This window comes from Mesorhizobium sanjuanii, from assembly GCF_002529485.1.
Lineage (GTDB): Bacteria > Pseudomonadota > Alphaproteobacteria > Rhizobiales > Rhizobiaceae > Mesorhizobium > Mesorhizobium sanjuanii.
Genome location: NZ_NWQG01000065.1, coordinates 1 through 20,346, shown reverse-complemented (window position 1 = coordinate 20,346; position 20,346 = coordinate 1). Strand labels below are relative to the sequence as shown.

General features: G+C 61.3%; 22 protein-coding genes and 1 tRNA gene. 16 read left to right on the top strand and 7 right to left on the bottom strand.

Translation table 11 applies throughout. The features are described from left to right. Nucleotides 1–48: 48 nt before the first annotated feature. Entirely contained in the window at nt 49–684 is a 636-nt protein-coding gene (locus tag CN311_RS12260) for a TetR/AcrR family transcriptional regulator (RefSeq protein ID WP_245440813.1), read from the bottom strand. A gap of 234 nt (nt 685–918) precedes the next feature. Here CN311_RS12260 and CN311_RS12255 point away from each other — a divergent pair, with 234 nt between their 5' ends. The 4 genes from CN311_RS12255 to CN311_RS12240 all read left to right on the top strand — a co-directional run bounded on the left by CN311_RS12255 (nt 919) and on the right by CN311_RS12240 (nt 4,163). Beyond that, nucleotides 919–2,298, top strand: coding sequence for a hypothetical protein (locus CN311_RS12255; protein WP_208866478.1), 1,380 nt, complete (start codon nt 919–921; stop codon nt 2,296–2,298). Between the two features lie 235 nt (nt 2,299–2,533). Beyond that, nucleotides 2,534–3,313: a helix-turn-helix domain-containing protein gene (locus CN311_RS12250; RefSeq protein ID WP_097573980.1), complete on the top strand. Its 780-nt coding sequence runs from the start codon at nt 2,534–2,536 to the stop codon at nt 3,311–3,313. Nucleotides 3,314–3,380: 67 nt separating this feature from the next. Further along, nucleotides 3,381–3,779, top strand: a complete 399-nt coding sequence (locus CN311_RS12245) for a polyketide cyclase (RefSeq protein ID WP_097573979.1) — start codon at nt 3,381–3,383, stop codon at nt 3,777–3,779. Nucleotides 3,780–3,806: 27 nt separating this feature from the next. After that, complete coding sequence (locus CN311_RS12240; RefSeq protein WP_097573978.1) at nt 3,807–4,163, top strand: VOC family protein; 357 nt, start codon at nt 3,807–3,809, stop codon at nt 4,161–4,163. A gap of 310 nt (nt 4,164–4,473) precedes the next feature. Here the strand turns inward: CN311_RS12240 and CN311_RS12230 are convergent, their stop codons facing one another. Both CN311_RS12230 and CN311_RS12225 read right to left on the bottom strand, forming a co-directional pair. Beyond that, complete coding sequence (locus tag CN311_RS12230; RefSeq protein ID WP_008875786.1) at nt 4,474–4,680, bottom strand: hypothetical protein; 207 nt, start codon at nt 4,678–4,680, stop codon at nt 4,474–4,476. 468 nt (nt 4,681–5,148) lie between these two features. Continuing rightward, nucleotides 5,149–5,361: a hypothetical protein gene (locus CN311_RS12225; protein ID WP_097573977.1), complete on the bottom strand. Its 213-nt coding sequence runs from the start codon at nt 5,359–5,361 to the stop codon at nt 5,149–5,151. 673 nt (nt 5,362–6,034) lie between these two features. Between CN311_RS12225 and CN311_RS12220 the strand changes: the two genes are divergently transcribed. Then, complete coding sequence (locus tag CN311_RS12220) at nt 6,035–6,337, top strand: hypothetical protein (RefSeq protein WP_097573976.1); 303 nt, start codon at nt 6,035–6,037, stop codon at nt 6,335–6,337. Between the two features lie 124 nt (nt 6,338–6,461). Here the strand turns inward: CN311_RS12220 and CN311_RS12215 are convergent, their stop codons facing one another. Further along, on the bottom strand, nt 6,462–7,106 hold the full coding sequence (locus tag CN311_RS12215; protein ID WP_097573975.1) for a hydrolase: 645 nt from the start codon (nt 7,104–7,106) through the stop codon (nt 6,462–6,464). Nucleotides 7,107–7,261: 155 nt separating this feature from the next. On the opposite strand from CN311_RS12215, the gene CN311_RS12210 reads away from it, so the two are divergent. Further along, a complete protein-coding gene (locus tag CN311_RS12210; protein WP_097573974.1) occupies nt 7,262–8,149 on the top strand; it encodes a LysR family transcriptional regulator in 888 nt (295 codons plus the stop codon). 53 nt (nt 8,150–8,202) lie between these two features. Here CN311_RS12210 and CN311_RS12205 read toward each other — a convergent pair. Continuing rightward, nucleotides 8,203–8,292 (bottom strand) — tRNA-Ser (locus CN311_RS12205). Between the two features lie 284 nt (nt 8,293–8,576). Between CN311_RS12205 and CN311_RS12200 the strand changes: the two genes are divergently transcribed. From CN311_RS12200 to CN311_RS12165, 8 genes are all read left to right on the top strand, one after another. After that, the gene (locus CN311_RS12200; RefSeq protein ID WP_133117166.1) at nt 8,577–9,038 is read left to right on the top strand and encodes a hypothetical protein; all 462 of its coding nucleotides are present in this window, start codon (nt 8,577–8,579) and stop codon (nt 9,036–9,038) included. Between the two features lie 258 nt (nt 9,039–9,296). Then, a complete protein-coding gene (locus CN311_RS12195) occupies nt 9,297–10,544 on the top strand; it encodes a septal ring lytic transglycosylase RlpA family protein (RefSeq protein WP_097573972.1) in 1,248 nt (415 codons plus the stop codon). Nucleotides 10,545–10,645: 101 nt separating this feature from the next. After that, nucleotides 10,646–11,827 carry a D-alanyl-D-alanine carboxypeptidase family protein gene (locus tag CN311_RS12190; RefSeq protein WP_208866477.1) on the top strand — a complete coding sequence of 394 codons (1,182 nt, stop codon included), beginning with the start codon at nt 10,646–10,648 and terminating at the stop codon, nt 11,825–11,827. A gap of 70 nt (nt 11,828–11,897) precedes the next feature. Continuing rightward, nucleotides 11,898–12,572, top strand: coding sequence for a dTMP kinase (gene tmk, locus CN311_RS12185; RefSeq protein ID WP_097573971.1), 675 nt, complete (start codon nt 11,898–11,900; stop codon nt 12,570–12,572). After that, complete coding sequence (locus tag CN311_RS12180; protein ID WP_097573970.1) at nt 12,569–13,624, top strand: DNA polymerase III subunit delta'; 1,056 nt, start codon at nt 12,569–12,571, stop codon at nt 13,622–13,624. The genes tmk and CN311_RS12180 overlap by 4 nt, the downstream gene beginning before the upstream one ends. A gap of 91 nt (nt 13,625–13,715) precedes the next feature. Next, entirely contained in the window at nt 13,716–15,269 is a 1,554-nt protein-coding gene (gene metG, locus CN311_RS12175; RefSeq protein WP_097574026.1) for a methionine--tRNA ligase, read from the top strand. Next, the gene (locus CN311_RS12170; RefSeq protein ID WP_097573969.1) at nt 15,269–16,066 is read left to right on the top strand and encodes a TatD family hydrolase; all 798 of its coding nucleotides are present in this window, start codon (nt 15,269–15,271) and stop codon (nt 16,064–16,066) included. The genes metG and CN311_RS12170 overlap by 1 nt, the downstream gene beginning before the upstream one ends. Next, nucleotides 16,063–16,881, top strand: a complete 819-nt coding sequence (locus tag CN311_RS12165) for an MBL fold metallo-hydrolase (RefSeq protein ID WP_097573968.1) — start codon at nt 16,063–16,065, stop codon at nt 16,879–16,881. The genes CN311_RS12170 and CN311_RS12165 overlap by 4 nt, the downstream gene beginning before the upstream one ends. A gap of 13 nt (nt 16,882–16,894) precedes the next feature. On the opposite strand, the gene CN311_RS12160 is transcribed toward CN311_RS12165, so the two are convergent. Together CN311_RS12160 and CN311_RS12155 are read right to left on the bottom strand one after the other, a co-directional pair. Next, on the bottom strand, nt 16,895–17,656 hold the full coding sequence (locus CN311_RS12160; protein ID WP_097573967.1) for a GNAT family N-acetyltransferase: 762 nt from the start codon (nt 17,654–17,656) through the stop codon (nt 16,895–16,897). Between the two features lie 210 nt (nt 17,657–17,866). Beyond that, nucleotides 17,867–18,346, bottom strand: a complete 480-nt coding sequence (locus CN311_RS12155) for a RidA family protein (protein WP_097573966.1) — start codon at nt 18,344–18,346, stop codon at nt 17,867–17,869. 199 nt (nt 18,347–18,545) lie between these two features. On the opposite strand from CN311_RS12155, the gene CN311_RS12150 reads away from it, so the two are divergent. Together CN311_RS12150 and CN311_RS12145 are read left to right on the top strand one after the other, a co-directional pair. Next, on the top strand, nt 18,546–19,229 hold the full coding sequence (locus CN311_RS12150) for a TetR/AcrR family transcriptional regulator (RefSeq protein WP_097573965.1): 684 nt from the start codon (nt 18,546–18,548) through the stop codon (nt 19,227–19,229). Between the two features lie 72 nt (nt 19,230–19,301). After that, a complete protein-coding gene (locus tag CN311_RS12145) occupies nt 19,302–20,207 on the top strand; it encodes an arginase family protein (RefSeq protein ID WP_097573964.1) in 906 nt (301 codons plus the stop codon). The last annotated feature ends 139 nt before the right edge of the window (nt 20,208–20,346 follow it).

Here is a 20,346-nt window from a genome sequence, read left to right as displayed (position 1 = left end):
ACCGGACGAGGCATCACGACGCATGTTACTGCTAGCCAGACCGCCCGCTCACAGTGCTGGCCTTAAACGAGGGCTGAAGAGCAGTTTCAGATAGGTTCGGAACAGCATGATTTGCGCCGGCAGTGCACTCGGCTCATTCAACGCCTTGGACAGAACGATACCTCCTTCGGCCACGCCCATGACCATGTCGGCGAGGGCGCCCATGTCGACCGGCTCGTTAGGAGGGTACAACGCGCGGATATCCTCGATCATTGCGAGAAACCTGGCACGCCAGCCCAGGATTGCCGAACGATTCAACTCGCGAACCTCGGTGTTGAACATCCTGTCCTGATAGGCGGTCGTGGCGACCAGGCAGCCGGGATGCGCCTGCGGCAAATTCTCGAACAGTTCAGCGAGCATTTTCAGGCCGATCAGCATGGCATGCAGTGGATCGTCATTGAGTTCGCGCGCCCTGCCGAACAAGTCGTCGAAAATGCGATCCTCTTCCTCGATGTAGCGCCTGATCAACGCCTGCGCCAACGCGTTCTTGTCGGCAAAATGGTAGAAGAATCCGCCCTTGGATATCTCTACGGCCGCGACGATTTCGTCGATCGACGTCGCTTCGAAACCTTTCAGCAGGACAGCGTCCTGGGCGACGTCCATAATGCGCTGTCGCGTCGAACTCCCGCGTACATTTGTGCTCAAGGCATACCCGCTTTCTAGACCAACAGTACAAAATCTTGCGACGACGGCGGGCCGTCATGCCGGCTGCGGCTCTGCAAGACATTGTCTCTAAACAACAATTTTCGATTTATGGCCAGTATACCGTAAGCCAACTGGTTTTGGAACGCTGGTCCGTGGATGTTCTGGGCACTCGAAACCCCGAACCAGACGGCGCATCCGCGAGCTGAAGTCCGATGCGCATCAGGAGACAGATCAATGTTCGACCAAACCCGTAGAAACGTACTGGGTGCATCCGTGATCGGTGCAAGTGGCCTGCTGGGCGGTATCGCGTCCGGCGCCACTCCGGTGAACCAGCAGAACGACGTCAGAACAGTCCCGGAGCGCGGCCTTGCGCAAGTCGCTACCTTTCCGCTGCTCCAAGCGATTCACGGGCGCCGCTCGCGGCGTTTTGCGAAGGGCGCATCCATTCCGGACGGTCCGCTTGCCTATACGTCAAAATATCCTGCGGCGCCGATCACCGAGATGGAAAAGATGCTGCTCTTGACCACGGTGGCGGGCAATACAGGATGGGCAAATCTCATTCCGCACAACAAAAGCTACGCCCCAAAAATGCCGAACTATGCGGGCGCCGCCGGTGGCCGGACATTTCCGTCTTCGGCAGGGTTTCACACATCGGAGATCTTCTTCACCGACGACACCGGAGTCTATTTCCTGCCGACGCGGGACATGGCGTCCATCGTGCCGGTCGGCGGCGAGATTGACTTGGACGCGTATCTCGGGGCGCATCGGTCGCGCATCGTGAAACTGGCGGATCAACGGCTAGACGTCCCGCGCTCTCCCGAGCACATGGAGATGCACAACGAGTGGTGTGGCAATGTTCCCGGCAGCACGCTGATTATTCCTGTCGCGGATCTCGCCCAGCACATGGTGCTCACGCTTTGCTACCTCGTTCAAAACGGGGCCTGCGTCTACGACGACGTCAACGGCCGGCCAATCCCGGGGATGGAAAACTTCGCCGGGCTGGTGGATCTGCAAAATCCATATCCGCTGACCTTCGTAGAACAGCTGGCTCTCACCGAAGTCACCGTTGAAACCTCGACGGCCTGCTACGCAGGTGCCCTAATGCTACAGGCACTTGGTCTCGGTGGCTGGATGTACGATGGCCTCAATCCATTCACGGTTCAAGGCGCCAGCGGCGATCCTGCCGTTCCCGGTCTCGGGTTCCGGTTCGACATGATCCCCGGAAAACCATTGCCCCATGTGACCGGACTGCCGGGCGTGTTCGAAGCGCACTGCCCGCCGCATTTTCCGGACATGCGCGCTGCCGTTGAAGCGGTGGTCGAGCGCAAGTTCGGCAAGGGCGGGCCGTTCCATGGCGAGACAAAAGGCCCCTACAAGCACTCTGAGATAGTCCGCACCAGCGCCGCGCCGATGGGAACGGAGTTCGTCAACTGCGTGTCCGTGATGGCCCAATATATATACGATACTTTCGGCAGATTCCCGGCCACCGTGCCGGCGATCTTCAACCTGATGTATCTCCAGGCGCATCGGCTCGACACAGAGTTCTACGACACGCATTTCGCACCGGGCGCGTACCTTAGGACGCACGCGGAGCACGACAGCAATTGGGGCTGAGACCGTTGGGCCGCTCTTTCACAACTTGAGCCCCGATATTCCGATCAACGCAAAGCGAGGCCGAAGTCGAAAAGCCATGCCGTGCGGCAATTGGCAGTTGTGCCGCGGGAGGGAGAGAATCGACCACAAATGGCGGATCGGGCTGGGGGATGGGTTGATACGAGCCGCCGCGGCAATAGATTAGACGCGGGAGCCGAAGAATGCCTGCCGAAAGTATTCCTCACGGGAGAGGCTCGTGACGTCTGATGCCGACACGGCCATCCTTTCCGGGGCGATCGGGGACTACCGCGAGTTCGATCCTGCGGCCGCGCTTGAAAGACATTTCCAGTGTGTCTGGTCCAATGCGGTGCGACCGGATGGAGGAAACCTGTCGGCCGTCGTCCCGGATGGCTGCGTCGACATCACCTGGATCGACGGCGAGCTGATCGTGGCAGGCCCCGACGTTGCCGTTGCCCTCTCAGCGCTGACACCCGGTCGCACTGTGATCGGCGCGCGCTTCCGGCCAGGTGCGGCAAGCCGGTGGCTCGGCCTGCCGATGTCGGAGATCGTCGGCGGCCGGGTGGCGCTCAGCCACTTCTGGGGAACGCAGGCACGCGAGATCGCCCGCAGAATTGGCGATGCGCCCTCCACGTTAGAACGGATGCGGGTAATGGAGAGGGCACTCTCCAGACGCGCAGCCGATATCGAGCCGCCGCCTCCGGACATGGGATTTGCCTTTAACGCGCTGAAGACCGAATCAGCCGGTCCGGGCATGGCGGTGATCCTCGACCGGCTGGATGTCAGCCCGCGAACGCTGCGCCGCCGCTGCCAGCAGGCTTTCGGCTATGGCCCGAAGACGCTCGATCGCATTCTCCGCTTCCAGCGCTTCCTGAGCCTGGCGCGACAGTCGGGCGGTGAACGCCTTGCCGGCCTCGCCTTCGAAGCAGGCTATAGCGACCAGGCGCATCTTACCCGCGAGGTGCGGCGCCTGTCGGGTTTTTCACCCGCGGCGGTTTTGCGGCAGTACGGCGCCTGACTGGCCGTTTTGTTCAATACGCCACTGTGACATCAACCTAATCTGCCTTCATCGGAAGGAGGCAGATATGACCATCTACAAATCCCGCATCATCACCGTGTCCATCGACCGGGACTGGCGCGAAGTCTACGACTTCGCCTCCATCCCGGAGAACTTCCAGCGATGGGCGGCAGGTCTCGGCAGGCGCTTCGAGCAATCGGGCGAAGAGTGGACGGCGGAGGATCCGGACGGCCGGCTCATCCGCATCCGTTTCTCCCGGCCCAACGAATTCGGTGTCCTCGATCACATTGTCTTTGCCGAGGACAAGGAAACCCGCAATGCGGTGCGCGTGGTTCAAAACGCGACCGGCGCGGAGGTGATGTTCACGCTTCTGAAGGCGCCTGACATGACGGAGGAGGTGTTCGCCGCCGACGCCGTTGCGGTGGAGCGCGACCTCCAAGCCTTGAAAGCATTGCTCGAACGCTGAGCATCAAACTCACGAAAGGAGAAGATCATGGCCAAATCCAGCAACGACAAACGCATCGACTATATCGAGTTTTCCGTCGGCGACATCGCACGCTCGCGCGACTTCTACGGCAAGGCCTTCGACTGGTCATTCAAGGATTATGGACCGGGCTATTGTGAGTTCAACGACGGCCGCCTGACCGGCGGCTTCGCTCTCGGTGGCCAGGGCAAGGCGGCCGGCGGCCCGCTGGTGATCCTCTATGCCGACAAGCTTGACGAGATCCAGCGCCGCGTCGAGGAGGCCGGCGGCAAGATCGTCAAGCCGGCCTACTCCTTCCCAGGCGGCCGCCGCTTCCATTTCTGCGATCCCGACGGCTACGAGCTGGCGGTGTGGTCGGAGAGGTGAGGAAGGTGGAAAGGGGCGTCGGGCCAGATCCGGCGCCCCGCGCCATGGCGAAGATGTTCAGCAAAACCCTGGGGTTGTCCAATTGGTCGACATACCGGGGTTTCTTGTGCTTTCCGGTGCGTGCCCATCAAGATCGGCGATGAGACCATTGGTGCGGTTGGGATCGGCGGCGCTCCCGGTGGCAACCCTCGACGGGGAATGCGCCATGAAAGCGGCGGAAAAAATCAAGGACAAGCTAAAATAGTGCTCGGCGATAAGGCACGCGGTGTCGAAGTGCTATGGTCTCCGCCCGTGCCTTGCTAGCAGCCAATCAAAACGCGCCTTGGGCGGCCAGTTGCTTGTGCTTTTCGAAGATCGCCAGCTTGTGCGGATAGGTGATCCGCACCTTGGCGTTGCAGCCGTCGCATCTGATGTGCGCGATCGTTCTCAGCGCGGAGCCCTTCCTTACCGTCGGATGCGAGCAATCCGGACAACCGAATGTGAGCGCGATATCGGACAAGTTTTCGGCTAAACCCATTTCCATCTCCTTCGCGGCGATTGACGACACCATTCAAAGCCGTCGTGTGTGAAACTGATATGAAGGCGCTCACACAATGACCGAAGAAGCTCGCTGTCCCGCAATCAGCGAGCCAACTCTGGCGAGTCTCTATGTGCAATTCAGATGCCAATCCGATCGTGCCAAAACGGGACGAGGTATGCCGAGAGTTAGGAGATCCAGCGCATCGAGGAGGCCGGCTGTAGGATCGCGGTGTAGGATTGCCAAGCCGGCTTACCTTCCCGGGCTGTGACCTGGTCGGCTATGGCTGGAGATGTGGCCGGAGAATTGAAGAAGTGGAAAGAGGCGCCGGGCCCGGTCCTGCGCCTCTTTCGAACGGTTTGGCTGGACTTGTGACGCTATCGGGGTAAAGCGAAGATGCTCCAGCCCACGTGAGATGCACCGACACTTGCGTGGCGGTCAGTCAGGCCTTGCTTCGTGTTGAAGCGCCTATTCTGCCTCGTTCATGTCTTCCTTCTTGAGGATCGGCGTGTCGGCAGTTGTCGCGGTGTCAGCGGTTGTCTGCGTACCGCTGTTCGCGATGCTTGCCACTTTGGTTTGCTGATCGACGGAAGCGGTCGTTTTGGTGTGGCCAACACATTCCGCCGCGGCGCCGGACACGGAAAGGCCTAGGGCGGCGGCGACTAAGATGGTGGTTTTCATCCTATGACTCCTGGCTTTGTGAGAGTGCACCGCAGAGTAACGCCATATCCCCAGTTCGAAAAATCAACTTTTTCGTACCGCTCTATGCGGGGAAGACGTAGCCCGCGAAGCTCCATCGAAATTGGTGCCCTTCTCGCCTATGATAGATTCCAGGAATGTGTACTCAGTGCTTAGCATTTGCAGCGCTTTTCACTATCGTAGACTGCGGGTTGCCAATAGGTTCGGTTGGGCTTCGGGTTTGGCACCACTCTGGCGAAATTCTTCTTAGACGCCAGCATCACTCGCCTGTCGTATTCTTGAACTCCCGTCGATTTAACGAGGCGAGCCGCGATCACCTTGCCACTCCCGTCAGTGGAGAAACTTACAAGCGCTTCTCTCGCACAACCGCTGATCAACATCGACAGGCAGATCAAGAAAAGGAAGCGTCTCATGATTGTCCCTTTTGGCCACAAGGGGCCTCTCATGAAACCTTGAGTGAATCAATCCATATTTAAGGGTAGGGACGTTTGATACCCTATCGGCTTTGGAAGCTGGCGCAACGCTAGGACGCGCGCAAGCTTTGCCGTCTCCTCCGAACAGGTGATGACCGGACGCGACTTCACTGTAACGTCGCGGCAGGTATGCCCGATAAGGTGAGGAATGCCTGTTACAAGGCACTCGAAGGAAGAGCTTCATGAGCAACATCCCTATAGTCGAACCGTTTTGCGTCTCCGACACCTTTGTCACCGGCGCCGGACCACTCCAGTTCATGGGCGACAATCTCAGGCTGACCTTGTTTGTGGCGCAGCGCTTTAGCTACGACGGCGACAGTGATGGCCCGGAGAACGCCGTGGTGGCGAAGCTTGTCGGGAGCCGAGCCGACATGTTGCAGATCGCTGCCGCCATCGTGCGAGGCTGCAATGCGGAAGGAACGCCACTCGAGAAGGTGACGGAGAGCTTTGTCGATTTCCTGGAGGCACCGAAGGGTCGGCACTGACAAACCGGCAACCTTGCCGCATGAAGCGAAATCGGTAGAAGGCTTCCCTGTGAGGTGAGGGCGGCGAGGGCCGGCAACCGATCGATTGCGACCCCCACCGAAATGCTCGCCATGCCGGCCGGGATCAGCTAGCCACTGGCGTGTTGAGAAGCTGCTGCTCCCAAAGATACGCGATGCCGCTGCCGCCGAAGTGCTGGATGAGAATCTCGGTCAGCTCCTCGACATGCTCGGTGCGCGCCCAATCGCGTTGCCATTCGCCAGCGAGCGCCATCACGGTCATCACGTTCGCGCCGGCCGCGATCATTCGCTGGATGGCAACTTCGTGAGACTCCGTCGAAATCCCGCCCGACGCGTCGGTGATCACGGTCACGTCCCAGCCTTCGCCGGCGGCCTGGATCACAGGCATTGCGACACAGACCTCGGTCCACAGGCCGGCGATGATCAGCTGCTTGCGGCCGGTCGCCTTGACGACGTTCACCACATTCTCGTCCTGCCAGGTGTTCACCCAGGTGCGATCGATGACTTCCTGGTTCGGAAATACGTCGGTGATCTGCTTAAAGAGAAGTCCACCGCGCGCCGCGATCACGCTGGTGAGAATGGTCGGAACATTGAAGGCTTTTGCCAGCTTCGCCAGTGCGGTCGTGTTGTTGACCACCATGTGCGGATCGTGGCTGTTCAGGTTTGCGAGCTGGTAGGGTTGGTGATCGATCAAAACGAGGACCGAGTCTTCAGGACGAAGAAGCGAATCGAGGCCGTTACGAGGGGTCATCAAGACTTCCTTTCTCTGCCGCTATGGACGGCGATGGGTTCACGGGAGACATGCGCCAGCGGGCGACATTGCCTGGACGCAATTTGCTGTTCCTCTTGGTGATGCGGTAGTGCCATAGTCAGGCAAGCAGTGTCGCGAAACGAGGAACGCCGAATTTGGACATCGAAGATCTACAGACATTCGTCGCGGTAGCCGATGCAGGGGGCGTATCGGCCGCCGCGCGCCGGCTCGGCATCTCCAAATCGATCGTCAGCCGGCGGCTCTTCAGGGTTGAAGCGGAGCTTGGCGTCCAGCTTCTTGCACGAACGACCCGCGGCGCCGCGCTCACAGAAGCGGGAATCACGTTCAGGGACCATGCGGCCCGAGCCAGCGCCGAGATCGATGCGGCCAGGGAAACGATCCTCCCCGCCGGGGAACTGCGCGGCCGCCTGAGAGTTGCCATGCCGCTTTCTTTTGGCCTAACCCACTTTGCCCCCGTGCTTGCGGAAATGGCACAACAACACCCGCAGCTCCACATCCATACCTCCTACAGCGATCGCTTCGTCGATCTGATCGCTGAAGGTTTCGATTGCGCGATCCGGGTTGGTTATCTCCAGGACTCCAACCTGATCGCGAAGCGCGTCGGGCCGATCCATGGAAAGCTCGTCGCAAGCCCGGATTATATCAAAGCGCACGGTTCACCCGAGACGGTGGAGCAGCTAGTCAACCATCAGGCCCTCATGCAAGGAACGGAAGCCTGGCAGTTCATGGACGGCGACAAGATCGTCACGGCTCAGCCGCATGGCAGGTTCAAGGCCGACAACGCTACGGCGCTTGCCGCTGCCGCGGCGGCAGGACTCGGCATCGCCTGGCTCCCCGATTGCATCACATACGAATATGTGGCCTCCGGCGCGCTCGTTCCGGTGATGACACGCTATCCGGTACCTCCGGGGGCCGCATATGTCGTACGCCCGCCGGGTCAGCACTCCACGCGGAAAGTGCGAGTCCTCATCGAAATGCTGATCGAATGCTTCGCACGAAATCCAGACGTTTGGGGTGTGTAACGACCAGCGCATGCCTAGTATAGCAGGTAATTTGTGCGGCAATCGGCGGCGTTTGGCGGAGGGAGTGGGATTCGAACCCACGGTGGGCTTGCACCCACGCCGGTTTTCAAGACCGGTGCCTTAAACCGCTCGGCCATCCCTCCAAGCTTGATTTCGTTATATTTTCTGGCATTTTCCACGGCTCGAATTAGGCCGCCGTTACCATTCGCTACCGAAAGAGCTTCAAGGCATCGCCTTTACCGCGCTCCGGATCGCAGCGTCAACCTATTCCGCTACATCTGCCTGCATTCTTGGCACCGCCAACACCGGGCTCATGTCCGCTTCGGTGGCGCTTTGAATAGTCGCCCCCAATAGAAGGCACCTCCCTATTGACGATCTCCCGCAGCGGTGCACAAAGTATTTGTGGGTTATTGGGGGAACTTCTGAAATGAAGAGAAACGTTCTCGTGGCTGCAGCCGCGGCGCTGGTGCTTTCAGGATGTCAGACAGATGCGAATTCGCATTGGGAACAAATTGGAGCTGGTCCGACGTTGGAATATGCCAACGCTCAATGCAACATCGGCGCAATGGGTGTCGATCGAGGTATGGTAGCCTGGGGTACGCCGAGCTACGTTGCCGGTGCCCAACTCGGGAATGCGATCGGCAACGCAATTCGTCAGGCTGAATTCAAAAAGAACTGCATGATCATGCAGGGTTGGAAGCAGGTGCCGAACACGCAGAAATCTGTTTTGGCAACGTCAAATCTACCTGCACAGCAGTCACCCATGCAGGCAGCTTTGACTGAGTGGGGTGCAGCCAGCAATAGATGCACTGTGGAGAAGGACAAGGCCGCTTGCCAGCATCGAGATCAGTTGGAGATCCGACTCAAAGCCATGGGAGCGCACATCTGACAGGGAGTCGCTGTCCGGCTCCGCACCCGCCTGGTGGCGCCGATGCTCGAAAAGCTGTGGCTTTTCATACCGATCGCCTTGCCGGTTCGTGCCACAATCTTGCCCGGTTCCGACCACAATCGGTTAATACGCTGATAAAGAATTCCTGCGCACAAGGGGAATGGAATCAGGGCGTCGCTGGCATTTGTCCATCGGATCTTTGGCTCCTGGGGTTCGGGTTGTAGTGCGCCTGTCGAGACTGTAGGGGAACATCAGAAAATGCAGCCTGTGGCGCGCCCACATTTCCGTCGCGCTTCCGCTTTTGTGTTACTGGCCTTGTCGGCCGCCTTCTTGGCATCGTGCGCGACACCCGAACCGAAGGCGATGGTCAACACCAAGAAGCCCCGCTCCAAGGAATATTTCTCCGAGGCCGAATATGGCGTGAAGGCCAGCCCGCGCGTCACCTTCAAGATGTCGGGCCTGCAGCGTGGCGGCGGCCGCGACCAGCTCGGCAAGCCCTATCAGGTGCGCGGTAAATGGTACTATCCAAAGGAGGACAGGGGCTATGCCAAGGTGGGTCTGGCCTCCTGGTATGGCGAAGCCTTCCACGGCCGGCTGACTGCCAATGGCGAAGTCTACGACATGACGCATCTGACTGGCGCGCATCCGACGATGCCGCTGCCGAGCTATGCGCGGGTCACCAACATGAAGACCGGCAGCTCGGTCATCGTGCGGGTCAACGATCGCGGTCCCTACCATGATGGGCGCATCATCGACGTGTCGAAGCGCGCCGCCGAAATGCTCGACTATGCCAATAGCGGCACGGCCAAGGTGAAGGTGGAGTATGTCGGACGGGCGCCGCTCGACGGCAATGACGACCAGTATCTGATGGCGTCCTACCATCCCGGCAACAGGGCGCCGGATCCATCGGATGGCCTGCCGACCGGCGTGATGATCGCCATGAATGGACCGTCGCCAAGTCTGCCAGTGGGCACCCAGGCCGTGCCGTTTCCCGGCCAGTTGACCAATTCCGGATCGGTACCCGAAGCACAGCCTGTCATGTCGGCGCAGACGAGCATCGGCGATGTGACGCTGCCCGATTTCGGGCCGATCGTACCGCAGCGCCCGGAAATCAACCTGCCGCCGCAATCGCCATTCAGCGTGGCGTCGCTGTCTTACGCGGATGAGCGCGTGGAGCGCGCGTCCAACGCCTTTGCCGCGCTCGATGGCAACGGCATGTCGCCTGCCGAAATCCTCCAGTCGTGGAAGCGGGGTAACCCGGAAGCGCCGTCTGCCGGTTCGCCGACGGAGTATGTCGCGGCGGGCTCGTTCGAGGATGCCGCCGAGGCGAAGCGCGTGGCGGCGCAGCTTTCCGGCTTCGGCAGGACCGAAATCCAGCGCTCCGAACTCGACGGCGAGGACTGGTATTCGGTCAATCTCTACCCTGACGGCCATGGCAGCCTGGACGAGATGCTGCAGGCGGCGTGGTCGCATGGTGCGCCTGACGCGCTCGCCGTGCGGAACTGACCGCGAGGCAAGTTTTTCTGTCTTGCGTTTGTTTCGCGCGGAAAAAGCCTGATAGCTTGTAGGGCCTGCCCTGAAATGCCGGCTGACGGGTCGAACCTCTGATGAATTTTCGCCGCGCTTGGCCTTTTGCCGGGCTCCCTTTTGCTGGTCTCCTGGGTCTTGGCCTGCTGCTGGTTTCGCTGGCGCCGGCGGCGGCGCAGCTTTTCGAGACCAAGGCCGCGCAGGCGTTCATGATCGATGCCGAAACCGGCACGGTGCTGTTTGCCAAGGATGCCGACAGGCCGATGCCGCCGGCATCGCTCGCCAAGCTGATGACAATGGAAGTGGTCTTCAACGCCATCAAGTCGAGGCGCATGACGCTCGACGATACATTCGTGGTCAGCGAACACGCCTGGCGCACGGGCGGCGCGCCGTCTGGAACCTCGACCATGTTCGCCAAGCTCAAATCGGCGATCCGGCTGGAGGACCTCATCCAGGGCGTGACGGTCCAGGCAGCCAATGACGGCTGCATCATCGTTGCTGAAGGCATCGCCGGATCGGAGGCGAATTTCGCGGCGCAGATGACCGAACGCGCCAGGCAGATCGGCCTCACCAAATCGACATTCGTCAATTCGACCGGCCTGCCGGCCGACGGTCAGCAAACGACGGTTCGCGAGCTTGCGCTACTGGCCTTGCATATCTGGCGCGATTACCCGGATCTCTATCGCTACTACGGGCAGAAGGATTTCACCTGGAACAAGATCCTGCAGAGGAACCGCAACCCGCTGCTGGCGATGGATATCGGCGCCGACGGCCTGGCGGTCGGCGCCAGCCAGACCGGCGGTTTCGGCATTGTCGGCTCGGTCAACCAGAACGGCAGGCGGTTGATCGTGGCGATGAGCGGTCTGGCCAGCGACCGCGAGCGCGCCGAGGAGGCGCGAAAGCTGCTCGACTGGGGCTTGCGCTCCTTCCAGAAGACCGAGATTTTTGCTGGAGGTGAGGTGGTCGGCGAGGCCCAGGTTTTCGGCGGCGCCAAATCCGGCGTGGCGCTGAAGGCAAAGGGCCCGGTGACGATCTTCCTGCCGACCGCCAACGGCGACAAGGTGACCGCCAGCATCGTCTATGACGGGCCGGTTGCGGCACCCGTGGAGGAGGGGCAGAGGGTGGGGGCGCTGCGCGTCTGGATCGGCGACACGCTGAGCCAGGAGACGCCGCTTTTCGCGGCTGAGTCGGTCGGTGTTGGATCGTTGCCGCAGCGTGCGTTCGATGCCGCCACGGAACTGGCCGTCGGCTGGTTGCGTTAGCGGCGCTACGGTGGACCTTTTTCCCGGCCGGGACTATGACCATCCCCAGGCACCGACAGAGGCGGTACGATTGGCGCGCGGATTTTTCATCACCTTCGAAGGCGGCGAAGGAGCAGGCAAGTCGACGCAGATCGAGCGGCTGGCCAGGAAGATGCGCGCCAAGAAATATGATGTCCTCGTCACGCGTGAGCCGGGCGGCTCACCGGGCGCGGAAGCTGTCAGGCATGTCCTGCTTTCGGGTGCCGCCGAACCGTTCGGCCCCAAGATGGAGGCGCTGCTTTTTGCAGCCGCGCGTTCCGATCATGTCGAACAGGTCATCCGGCCGGCGGTCGAGCGCGGTTCGATCGTACTTTGCGACCGCTTCATGGATTCCTCGCGCGTCTACCAAGGCGTCACCGGCGGCCTCGATCCGGCGTTCATGGACGCACTGGAAGAGGTTGCCATCAACGGCATGGCGCCCGACATGACGCTGATCTTCGATATCGACCCGACCGAGGGGCTGCGCCGCGCCACGGCGCGGCGGGGCAGCGATGCCGATGCCGACCGTTTCGAAAAGGAGACGCTCGATATCCACCAGCGCCGCCGCGAAGCCTTTCTGGCGATCGCGGCTGCCGAGCCGGAGCGTTGCATCGTCATCGACTCGTCCGCCGATCCCGACGTGGTGGAGAACGTCGTCACCGCCACGGTGTTCGCAGCCCTGGAGGCGTTGGCGCCAACACACAGCAAGCAGGCGTCGCCGGCATGATCTTCGAACGCATCGCCCCTGAGCAGCACGACACGCTGGACGGCGTACCGGAGCCGTCCGAGACCCCGCGCCTGGTCGGGCATGGCCAGGCGGCGAACATGCTCGCGTCAGCCTATCGCTCGGGCAAGCTGCCCCATGCGCTGATCTTTGCCGGCCCGGTCGGCATCGGCAAGGCGACGCTTGCCTTCCATCTGGCGCATCATCTTTTGAAGCATCCGGCATTCGAGCAGGCGCCCGATGTTCTTGCCGTTCCCGACCCGGCGTCATCGCTGTTTCGCCAGATCGCCACCGGCGCGCATCCTTCGGTGCTGCATCTGACGCGCCCGGCGAACGACAAGACCAAGAGTTTCAAGACGGTCGTCACCGTCGACGAGATCCGCAAGGTCAGCCGCTTCCTCTCGCTGACCTCGCATGACGGCAGCTACCGCGTGGTGATCGTCGATCCGGCTGACGACATGAATATCAACGCCGCCAATGCCTTATTGAAGAATCTTGAAGAACCGCCGGCGCGGACTTTGTTCATTCTCATCGTGCATGCGCCCGGCAGCCTGCTGCCGACGATCCGGTCGCGCTGCCAGATGGTGCGGCTGACGCCGCTCGATGCCGAAAGCCTGATGGCCGTTCTGGAAGGGTTCGAACCACCACCGCCCGACAATCCCGCGGCGCGCGCGGCACTGGCCGAGCGGGCAGGGGGCAGTGCGCGCGCCGCGATCCTGTTGACGCAATATGGCGGACTGGAAATCGCCGAGACCCTCGATGCCCTGGTGACGGCGAGAAGAGGCGACGTCGCCGGCGCCTATCGCCTGGCGGAGGCGGTCGCCGGTCGCGACCAGGCTATCCAGTTCGACATCTTCAACCGCCGTGCGCTCGACCTGCTTGCATCAGGCGCCAGCGAAGCAGCGCTTGCCGGCGATCTGGCGCGGGCGAAAACGCTGTCGGATACTTGGCACGAGGCGCTGAACGCTATATCTGAGACGGATACCTACAATCTCGACAAGAAGCAGCACGCCTTGACCATGATCGACCGCCTGAATTCCGCAATGCGAATGTGACCGGATCCGGCCCCGCGTCGGGATGGCAATCGCCGCCCCGATGCGATATCCACCGCCTCACATTCATTCGGACATTCATGACGGTTCATTCATGTCACGCGACACATTCTATATCACGACCGCGATTTCCTATCCGAACGGCAAACCGCATATCGGCCATGCCTACGAGCTGATCGCCACCGACGCGCTCGCCCGTTTCCAGCGGCTTGACGGCAAGCGGGTTTTCTTTCTTACCGGCACCGACGAGCACGGCATCAAGATGCTGCAGACGGCAAAGCGTGAAGGCATTTCACCGCGCGAGTTGGCCGACCGCAATTCGGCGGAATTCAAGCGCATGGCCGTTGCGCTCAATGCCTCCAATGACGATTTCATCCGCACCACCGAAAAGCGGCACTACGCTGCCTCCCAGGCGATATGGAAGGCGATGGCCGCCAATGGCGACATCTACAAGGGCGGCTATGCCGGCTGGTACTCGGTGCGCGACGAGGCCTATTACGGTGAAGAGGAAACCGAAGTCCGCCCCGACAATGTCCGCTACGGCCCGCAGGGGACACCAGTCGAATGGGTCGAGGAGGAGAGCTACTTCTTCCGCCTCTCGGCCTATCAGGACAGGCTACTGGCGCTTTACGAAAGCCAGCCGGACTTCATCGGCCCGAGCGAACGGCGCAATGAGGTGATGAGTTTCGTCAAGTCCGGGCTGAAGGACCTGTCGATCTCGCGCACCACTTTCGACTGGGGCGTGCCGGTGCCGGGCGACGAAAAGCACGTGATGTATGTCTGGGTCGACGCCTTGACCAACTACATCACTGGCGTCGGCTATCCCGATGAAGACGCTGATGATTGGCACTTTTGGCCGGCGGATGCGCATATCATCGGCAAGGACATCGTTCGTTTCCACGCCGTCTATTGGCCAGCCTTCCTGATGTCGGCGGGCATCCCCCTGCCGAAGCGCGTCTTCGGCCACGGTTTCCTGTTCAACCGCGGCGAGAAGATGTCGAAGTCGGTTGGGAACGTCGTCGACCCTTTCACCATGGTCGAGCACTACGGCGTCGATCAGGTGCGTTACTTCTTCCTGCGTGAAGTGCCGTTCGGCCAGGACGGCAGCTACAGCCACGAAGCCATCGTCAACCGCACCAATGCCGATCTCGCCAATGGTCTCGGCAATCTGGCGCAGCGCTCGCTGTCGATGATCGCCAAGAACTGCGGTGGCGTTGTGCCGCGGCGCGGCGACCTCCTGGATGCCGACAGTGCGATCCTCGACCAGGCGGTGGATGCGCTTGGCGCGGCGCGCAAGACGATGGCAGAGCAGGGCATCCATTTGGCGCTGACGGCGATCTTCGGCGTGGTGGCCGAAGCCGACCGCTATTTCGCCTCGCAGGAACCTTGGGCGCTGAAGAAAACCGATCCTGTCCGTATGGAGACGGTGCTTTGGACGACCGCCGAGATCGTACGCCGCGTGGCGTTGTTGTGCCAGCCTTACATCCCGGGGTCGGCCGCCAAGCTGCTCGACTTGCTGGCGGTGGCGGCGGACAAGCGTGACTTTGCGCATGTCCACGCCGACTATGCACTGGTGCCCGGTACGGCATTGCCCGTGCCGGAGGGCGTCTTTCCGCGTTACGTCGAACAGCCGGACGCGAACGCCTGATGCTGGTCGACAGTCACTGCCATCTCGATTTTCCTGATTTCGCTGAGGAGCGGGCGGCCATCGTCGCCCGCGCCAAAGCGGCCGGAATCGGCCGCATGGTGACCATCTCGACACGCGTGAAGCGATTTCAGCAAATAATTGAGATCGCTGACTCTTTCGACGATGTCTATTGCTCTGTCGGCACTCATCCACACAATGCCGCAGAAGAGCTTGATGTGACGACCGAAGAACTCATACGCCTATCCGCGCATCCCAAGGTGGTGGCGATCGGCGAGGCCGGGCTCGATTATTTCTACGACCATGCGCCGCGCGATGCGCAGGCACAGGGGTTTCGCACCCATATCGCCGCCGCCCGCGAGACGGGGCTGCCGCTGGTCATCCATTCGCGCGACGCCGACGGCGACATGGCGGATATCCTCGAGGATGAAACAGGGAAGGGCGCCTTCCCCTTCATCCTGCATTGTTTTTCCTCCGGACGCCGGCTGGCGGAAGTGGGCGTCAAGCTCGGCGGCTATGTGTCCTTTTCCGGCATCCTGACCTTCAAGAATTCGGCCGAACTGCGCGCCATCGCCGCTGATGTGCCGCATGAGCGCCTGCTGGTCGAAACCGACGCGCCATATCTGGCGCCGGTGCCGTTTCGCGGCAAGCGCAACGAGCCGGCCTATGTCGCGCATACGGCCAAGGTTCTGGCGGAAACGATCGGCGTCGGCGAGGCCGAGATCGCCGATATCACGACGGACAATTTCTTTCGGCTGTTCAGGAAGCTGCCGCGCCCGGACACGCAGGCATCAGCATGAGCGACCGGCTGCGTCTTACCATCCTCGGCTGCGGCTCGTCGCCGGGCACGCCGCGCATCACCGGCGACTGGGGCAATTGCGATCCCACCAATCCCAGGAACCGGCGCATGCGCACCGCCGCCCTTGTCGAGCGGATCGCGGCGAATGGCAGCCGAACCACCGTCGTCATCGACACCGGGCCGGATTTCCGCGAGCAGATGCTGCTGGCATCGGTCAAGCGTATCGATGCCGTCGTTTACACGCATCCGCATGCCGACCATATTCACGGCATCGACGATTTGCGCGGCTTCGTCCTCGAACAGCGCCAGCTGATCGATATCCATGCCGACCAAGACACCATGCTGCGCATGCAGCAAGCGTTCGGCTATTGTTTCGAAACGCCGCCAGGCAGCTCCTATCCACCGATCGTCAACGCCCACATCATCGATCACGCCAGGCCGGTGGTGATCGAAGGAGAGGGGGGTGCCCTCACCCTCCAGCCGCTGCCGCAGTTCCATGGCGACATCATCTCGCTCGGTTTTCGCATCGGCGGGCTCGCTTATTGTCCCGATATCAGCGGCTTCCCGGACGCTACGGTCGGGCGGATGCACGGCCTGGAGATGCTGGTCATCGACGCGCTGCAATACAGGACGCATCCGAGCCATCTGTCGCTCGGTCAGGCGCTTGACTGGATCGAAAAACTGGCGCCGAAAAAGGCCGTGCTGACGCATATGCATGTGCCGCTCGACTACGCCACGGTGATGGCCGAGACGCCAGCCAACGTCGAGCCGGCCTATGATGGCATGGTGATAGAAATCCCTTATGAATCAGTGTGATACGGATAGCGCTTCATATGCGTATTCGGCTCTTTGGCCCGAATATCAGCAGCGTTCCAATCCGCTTATAGCCCATACGGGGATAAAGCAGCGCCCCGGCATGTGTCGCGGCCAGCACCGAGCACCGCGACCCGTGGGCCCGGTCGTCATGCAACATTTTCGACATAAGCGCCTGGCCGATGCCGCGACGCCGGTGCGAAGGCTCGACATACATGTCCGCGCACCACGTGGCGCCAACTGCATCCACGCTTCGCACGCGTCCAACGATATCGTCGCCATCGACCGCCACATATTGGCGGAACGGCGCTCCGTCGCCGAGCAGATCATCCGCGATCGGCCGCCTGCGCATGATCTTTCCCAACTGCGCCGCCCGTTCGACTGTCCGCACGCGTTCGATCGAAACAACCGCCGGCGGCTTTGGAATCTGGCTCAGTGGCTGGACGAAAAATCCTTCCGTCCGAAGCAGCCGGTAGCCGAGAGCCCTGTACCCGGAACGCGTCGGCCCATCCGATTCCTCGTTCGCGATCACAACTGATATAGCGAAGCCGGGCCGCGCATGCTGCCGCACGATCGCGTCAGCTTCCTCGGCGGTGATGTCATGGACGACCCATTCCTCGCTGCGGTAGTCGCGAGGATTCTTGCGCACGGCATCGCGCATCAGCCACAATGGCCCGACGCGGCTGGCCTCGTAAGGAAAGGTGTGGCTCTTGCCGATGCTGTAGCCATGCACGAACACCTCGATCGCCGCTTCGATCTCACGCTTTGCTGTCGTCATCCGGGCAGCCTAGCGTTGGCCATCGGCTCAAGGCAACACGCCAAGCCTATGAAAATCGCCAGTAATTCCAACTGCCAGATCTATCCATCAGTTCCATAATCTATCTTATGCGACTTTCAGATGTAGCAGCTGAGACAGTTAAGCATGCGGCTGTCGGCGGCGTGCTCAGCCATTTCCATTCGAGCGGTCGGGGCCAAGAGTGCCGCCCCACTATTCCAGAATGACGACGGCTTCCACCTCGAAGAGCATGGGGTCAATTGCAAGCTTGGGAACAGGAACCAGAGTCTGTGCCGGCAGCGCGTCGCCGAACATTTCCTTGACGTTCCTGGTCAGCACCTCGAGCTTGGACATGTCGTGATCGACCACGAAGACCGTTAGCTTGGCGACCTGATCCGGCCTGGCGCCGATCCCCTCAAGCGCGGTGCGCAAATTCGCGTAGGCCTGTTTAACCTGGACAGCGAAGTCGGGCGACAAGGCTCCCGTGCTGTCCTGGCCGCCCTGTCCGGAGATGTAGGCCACCCGCACGTTGCGGGGCGCGATCACCGCCGTGCTGTAGCCATTCGGTGACGGGTCGTAGAGGTTTTGTGGATTGACGATAGTCAGCTTTCGATCCTCGCTCGCAGTCGTCGCAGTGGGAATGGTCATGATGATTAGGCCTCCGATAAGCCGATGCTTGATTGCACGTGACATGTCTTCTTCTGTTGGCTCCGCGGATTGCGGGTGACGTACCTCGCGGCCGGCGCGATTGAACTTTCGCCATATCAGTCATACGATGTACCATACGATGTACGAGTCATCGTATGGTACATTGTACTAGTCAAGCGGTTGGCGCCGACATTCCTGACGGCGCCTGCCAAAAATTGAAGTTCGGTCAGCGAGAGAAAGACGAATGGCAGCCAAGCGTAGCGGCGCCCCAAGCAAACGGTCTCTCCGGACAAGGCCCCAGCCCGTGCTGGAACCGACCGGTGAACCGCCTCTCTCCAGGGAGCGTATCGTGGCGACCGCGGTAGAATTGCTGGACGCTCAAGGGCTCGATGGATTGACGATGCGTGGGCTGGCCGAGCGCCTTGGCTCGGGCGTAATGAGCCTGTATTGGCACGTCGACAACAAAGAGGATGTCTTTGATCTGGCGCTCGATTCGGTGCTCGAGTATCGCGGACCGCCGCAAATGGCCGAGTCTCAAGACTGGCGCGCAGATATCGTTCATATGCTCGAGGACTGGCGCGCCAGCATGCTGCGCCATTCTTGGTCGGCGTCGCTGTTGCCGCGCCGGGCGCTCGGCTCGAACATCCTCAGTCGCCTGGAACTGTTGAGCAAGACCTTGTCCAAAGCCGGTGTAGCGGACACGGATTTGAACGTCGCCATATGGTCGCTCTGGAACTATGTTATGGGCGCCACCATCACCCGGGCGAGCTTCGACCTCTCGGACGACGACATGGCCGCCGCGCAGCAGCGCCTTACCGGCGAACGCTATACGACAATCGAACGCTCTCGTCTGCTGTTGGATAACGATTGGGACGGCGCTTTCCGGAAAGGCCTCGACTTCCTGCTCGATGGCCTCGCTCCAAGATAATAGAGATTGCTTTCATCGCCCCCTACCCGGCCGGTGTCGCACCTTCCGAACTCTGCAACAGGACCTCCGAAAATGCATCTCGGCTTTCTCGATTTTCCCGCGCAGCTGCCCGGCGGCGTGCAGCCGCGCATCGTGCTGTTCGGCGCGCCGCATGGCAGCACCTATCCCGGGGCCGATCCCTCCGGTTTCGCCGGCGCGGCGGCCGCCATTCGCGCCGCCAGCCAGGACGATGCGCAGTTCCTCGACAATTGGGATTTCGACCTTGGCGGACCCCTCTTCGACGGCCGTGAGCCTTGCTGCGTCGATGCCGGCGACCTGGCGACGTCGGTCCTCGACAATGCGGGAAACCGCAAGCTGATCGAAGAGAAGACGCGCGCCGTCCTCGCCGCCGGCGCCGCACCGCTGATGATCGGGGGCGACGATTCCGTGCCCATCCCCTTCATCGCCGGCTTTGCCGATCATGGCCCAATCTGGATCCTGCAGATCGATGCCCATATCGACTGGCGCGACGAGCGTTATGGCGAGCCCTTGGGCTATTCCAGCACCATGCGCCGGGCGAGCGAGATGCCACATGTCGCCGGCATCGTCCAGGTGGGCATCCGTGGTGTAGGCAGTGCCCGGCCCTTGGAGGTCGAGACCGCCAGGCGCTGGGGCGCGCACCTGGTCACCGCACGGGAGATCCACGCCGAGGGCATTGAAGCCGCCCTCAGGCACATACCTTCGGGCGCGCGCGTGGTCGTAACCCTCGACTGCGACGGGCTCGATCCCAGCGTGATGCCGGGCGTCGCCGGCCGCACGCCCGGCGGGCTGACCTATCAGCAGGCGATCGGGCTGATCGAGGGGGTGAGCCAGCGCGGACGCCTTGCCGGCTTCGACCTCATCGAATTCCAAACGACCGCCGATATCGACGGCATCACGGCGCTCACCGCCGCCCGCCTGCTCGTCAATGTGATCGGACGCATCGTCAGGCAGGTTTGAGGTGATCGGCACGTGCAACCTGCCGATCGGCCTGCGCACCTGGGGACGTTAGAAAGCCAGGCTGGAGCTGTTGCGCTAAAAAAATTCGCCGAGGAACGCCGCCGCCTCATCCGAGATGCCGACGATCTTGTTCGTTGCC

Coding starts and splice junctions, on each gene's coding strand:
- CN311_RS12255 (WP_208866478.1), top strand. CDS start 919: ATGTTCGACCAAACCCGTAGAAACGTACTGGGTGCATCCGTGATCGGT.
- CN311_RS12245 (WP_097573979.1), top strand. CDS start 3,381: ATGACCATCTACAAATCCCGCATCATCACCGTGTCCATCGACCGGGAC.
- CN311_RS12240 (WP_097573978.1), top strand. CDS start 3,807: ATGGCCAAATCCAGCAACGACAAACGCATCGACTATATCGAGTTTTCC.
- CN311_RS12230 (WP_008875786.1), bottom strand. CDS start 4,680: ATGGGTTTAGCCGAAAACTTGTCCGATATCGCGCTCACATTCGGTTGT.
- CN311_RS12225 (WP_097573977.1), bottom strand. CDS start 5,361: ATGAAAACCACCATCTTAGTCGCCGCCGCCCTAGGCCTTTCCGTGTCC.
- CN311_RS12220 (WP_097573976.1), top strand. CDS start 6,035: ATGAGCAACATCCCTATAGTCGAACCGTTTTGCGTCTCCGACACCTTT.
- CN311_RS12215 (WP_097573975.1), bottom strand. CDS start 7,106: ATGACCCCTCGTAACGGCCTCGATTCGCTTCTTCGTCCTGAAGACTCG.
- CN311_RS12200 (WP_133117166.1), top strand. CDS start 8,577: ATGAAGAGAAACGTTCTCGTGGCTGCAGCCGCGGCGCTGGTGCTTTCA.
- CN311_RS12195 (WP_097573972.1), top strand. CDS start 9,297: ATGCAGCCTGTGGCGCGCCCACATTTCCGTCGCGCTTCCGCTTTTGTG.
- CN311_RS12190 (WP_208866477.1), top strand. CDS start 10,646: ATGAATTTTCGCCGCGCTTGGCCTTTTGCCGGGCTCCCTTTTGCTGGT.
- CN311_RS12180 (WP_097573970.1), top strand. CDS start 12,569: ATGATCTTCGAACGCATCGCCCCTGAGCAGCACGACACGCTGGACGGC.
- metG (WP_097574026.1), top strand. CDS start 13,716: ATGTCACGCGACACATTCTATATCACGACCGCGATTTCCTATCCGAAC.
- CN311_RS12170 (WP_097573969.1), top strand. CDS start 15,269: ATGCTGGTCGACAGTCACTGCCATCTCGATTTTCCTGATTTCGCTGAG.
- CN311_RS12165 (WP_097573968.1), top strand. CDS start 16,063: ATGAGCGACCGGCTGCGTCTTACCATCCTCGGCTGCGGCTCGTCGCCG.
- CN311_RS12160 (WP_097573967.1), bottom strand. CDS start 17,656: ATGACGACAGCAAAGCGTGAGATCGAAGCGGCGATCGAGGTGTTCGTG.
- CN311_RS12155 (WP_097573966.1), bottom strand. CDS start 18,346: ATGTCACGTGCAATCAAGCATCGGCTTATCGGAGGCCTAATCATCATG.
- CN311_RS12150 (WP_097573965.1), top strand. CDS start 18,546: ATGGCAGCCAAGCGTAGCGGCGCCCCAAGCAAACGGTCTCTCCGGACA.
- CN311_RS12145 (WP_097573964.1), top strand. CDS start 19,302: ATGCATCTCGGCTTTCTCGATTTTCCCGCGCAGCTGCCCGGCGGCGTG.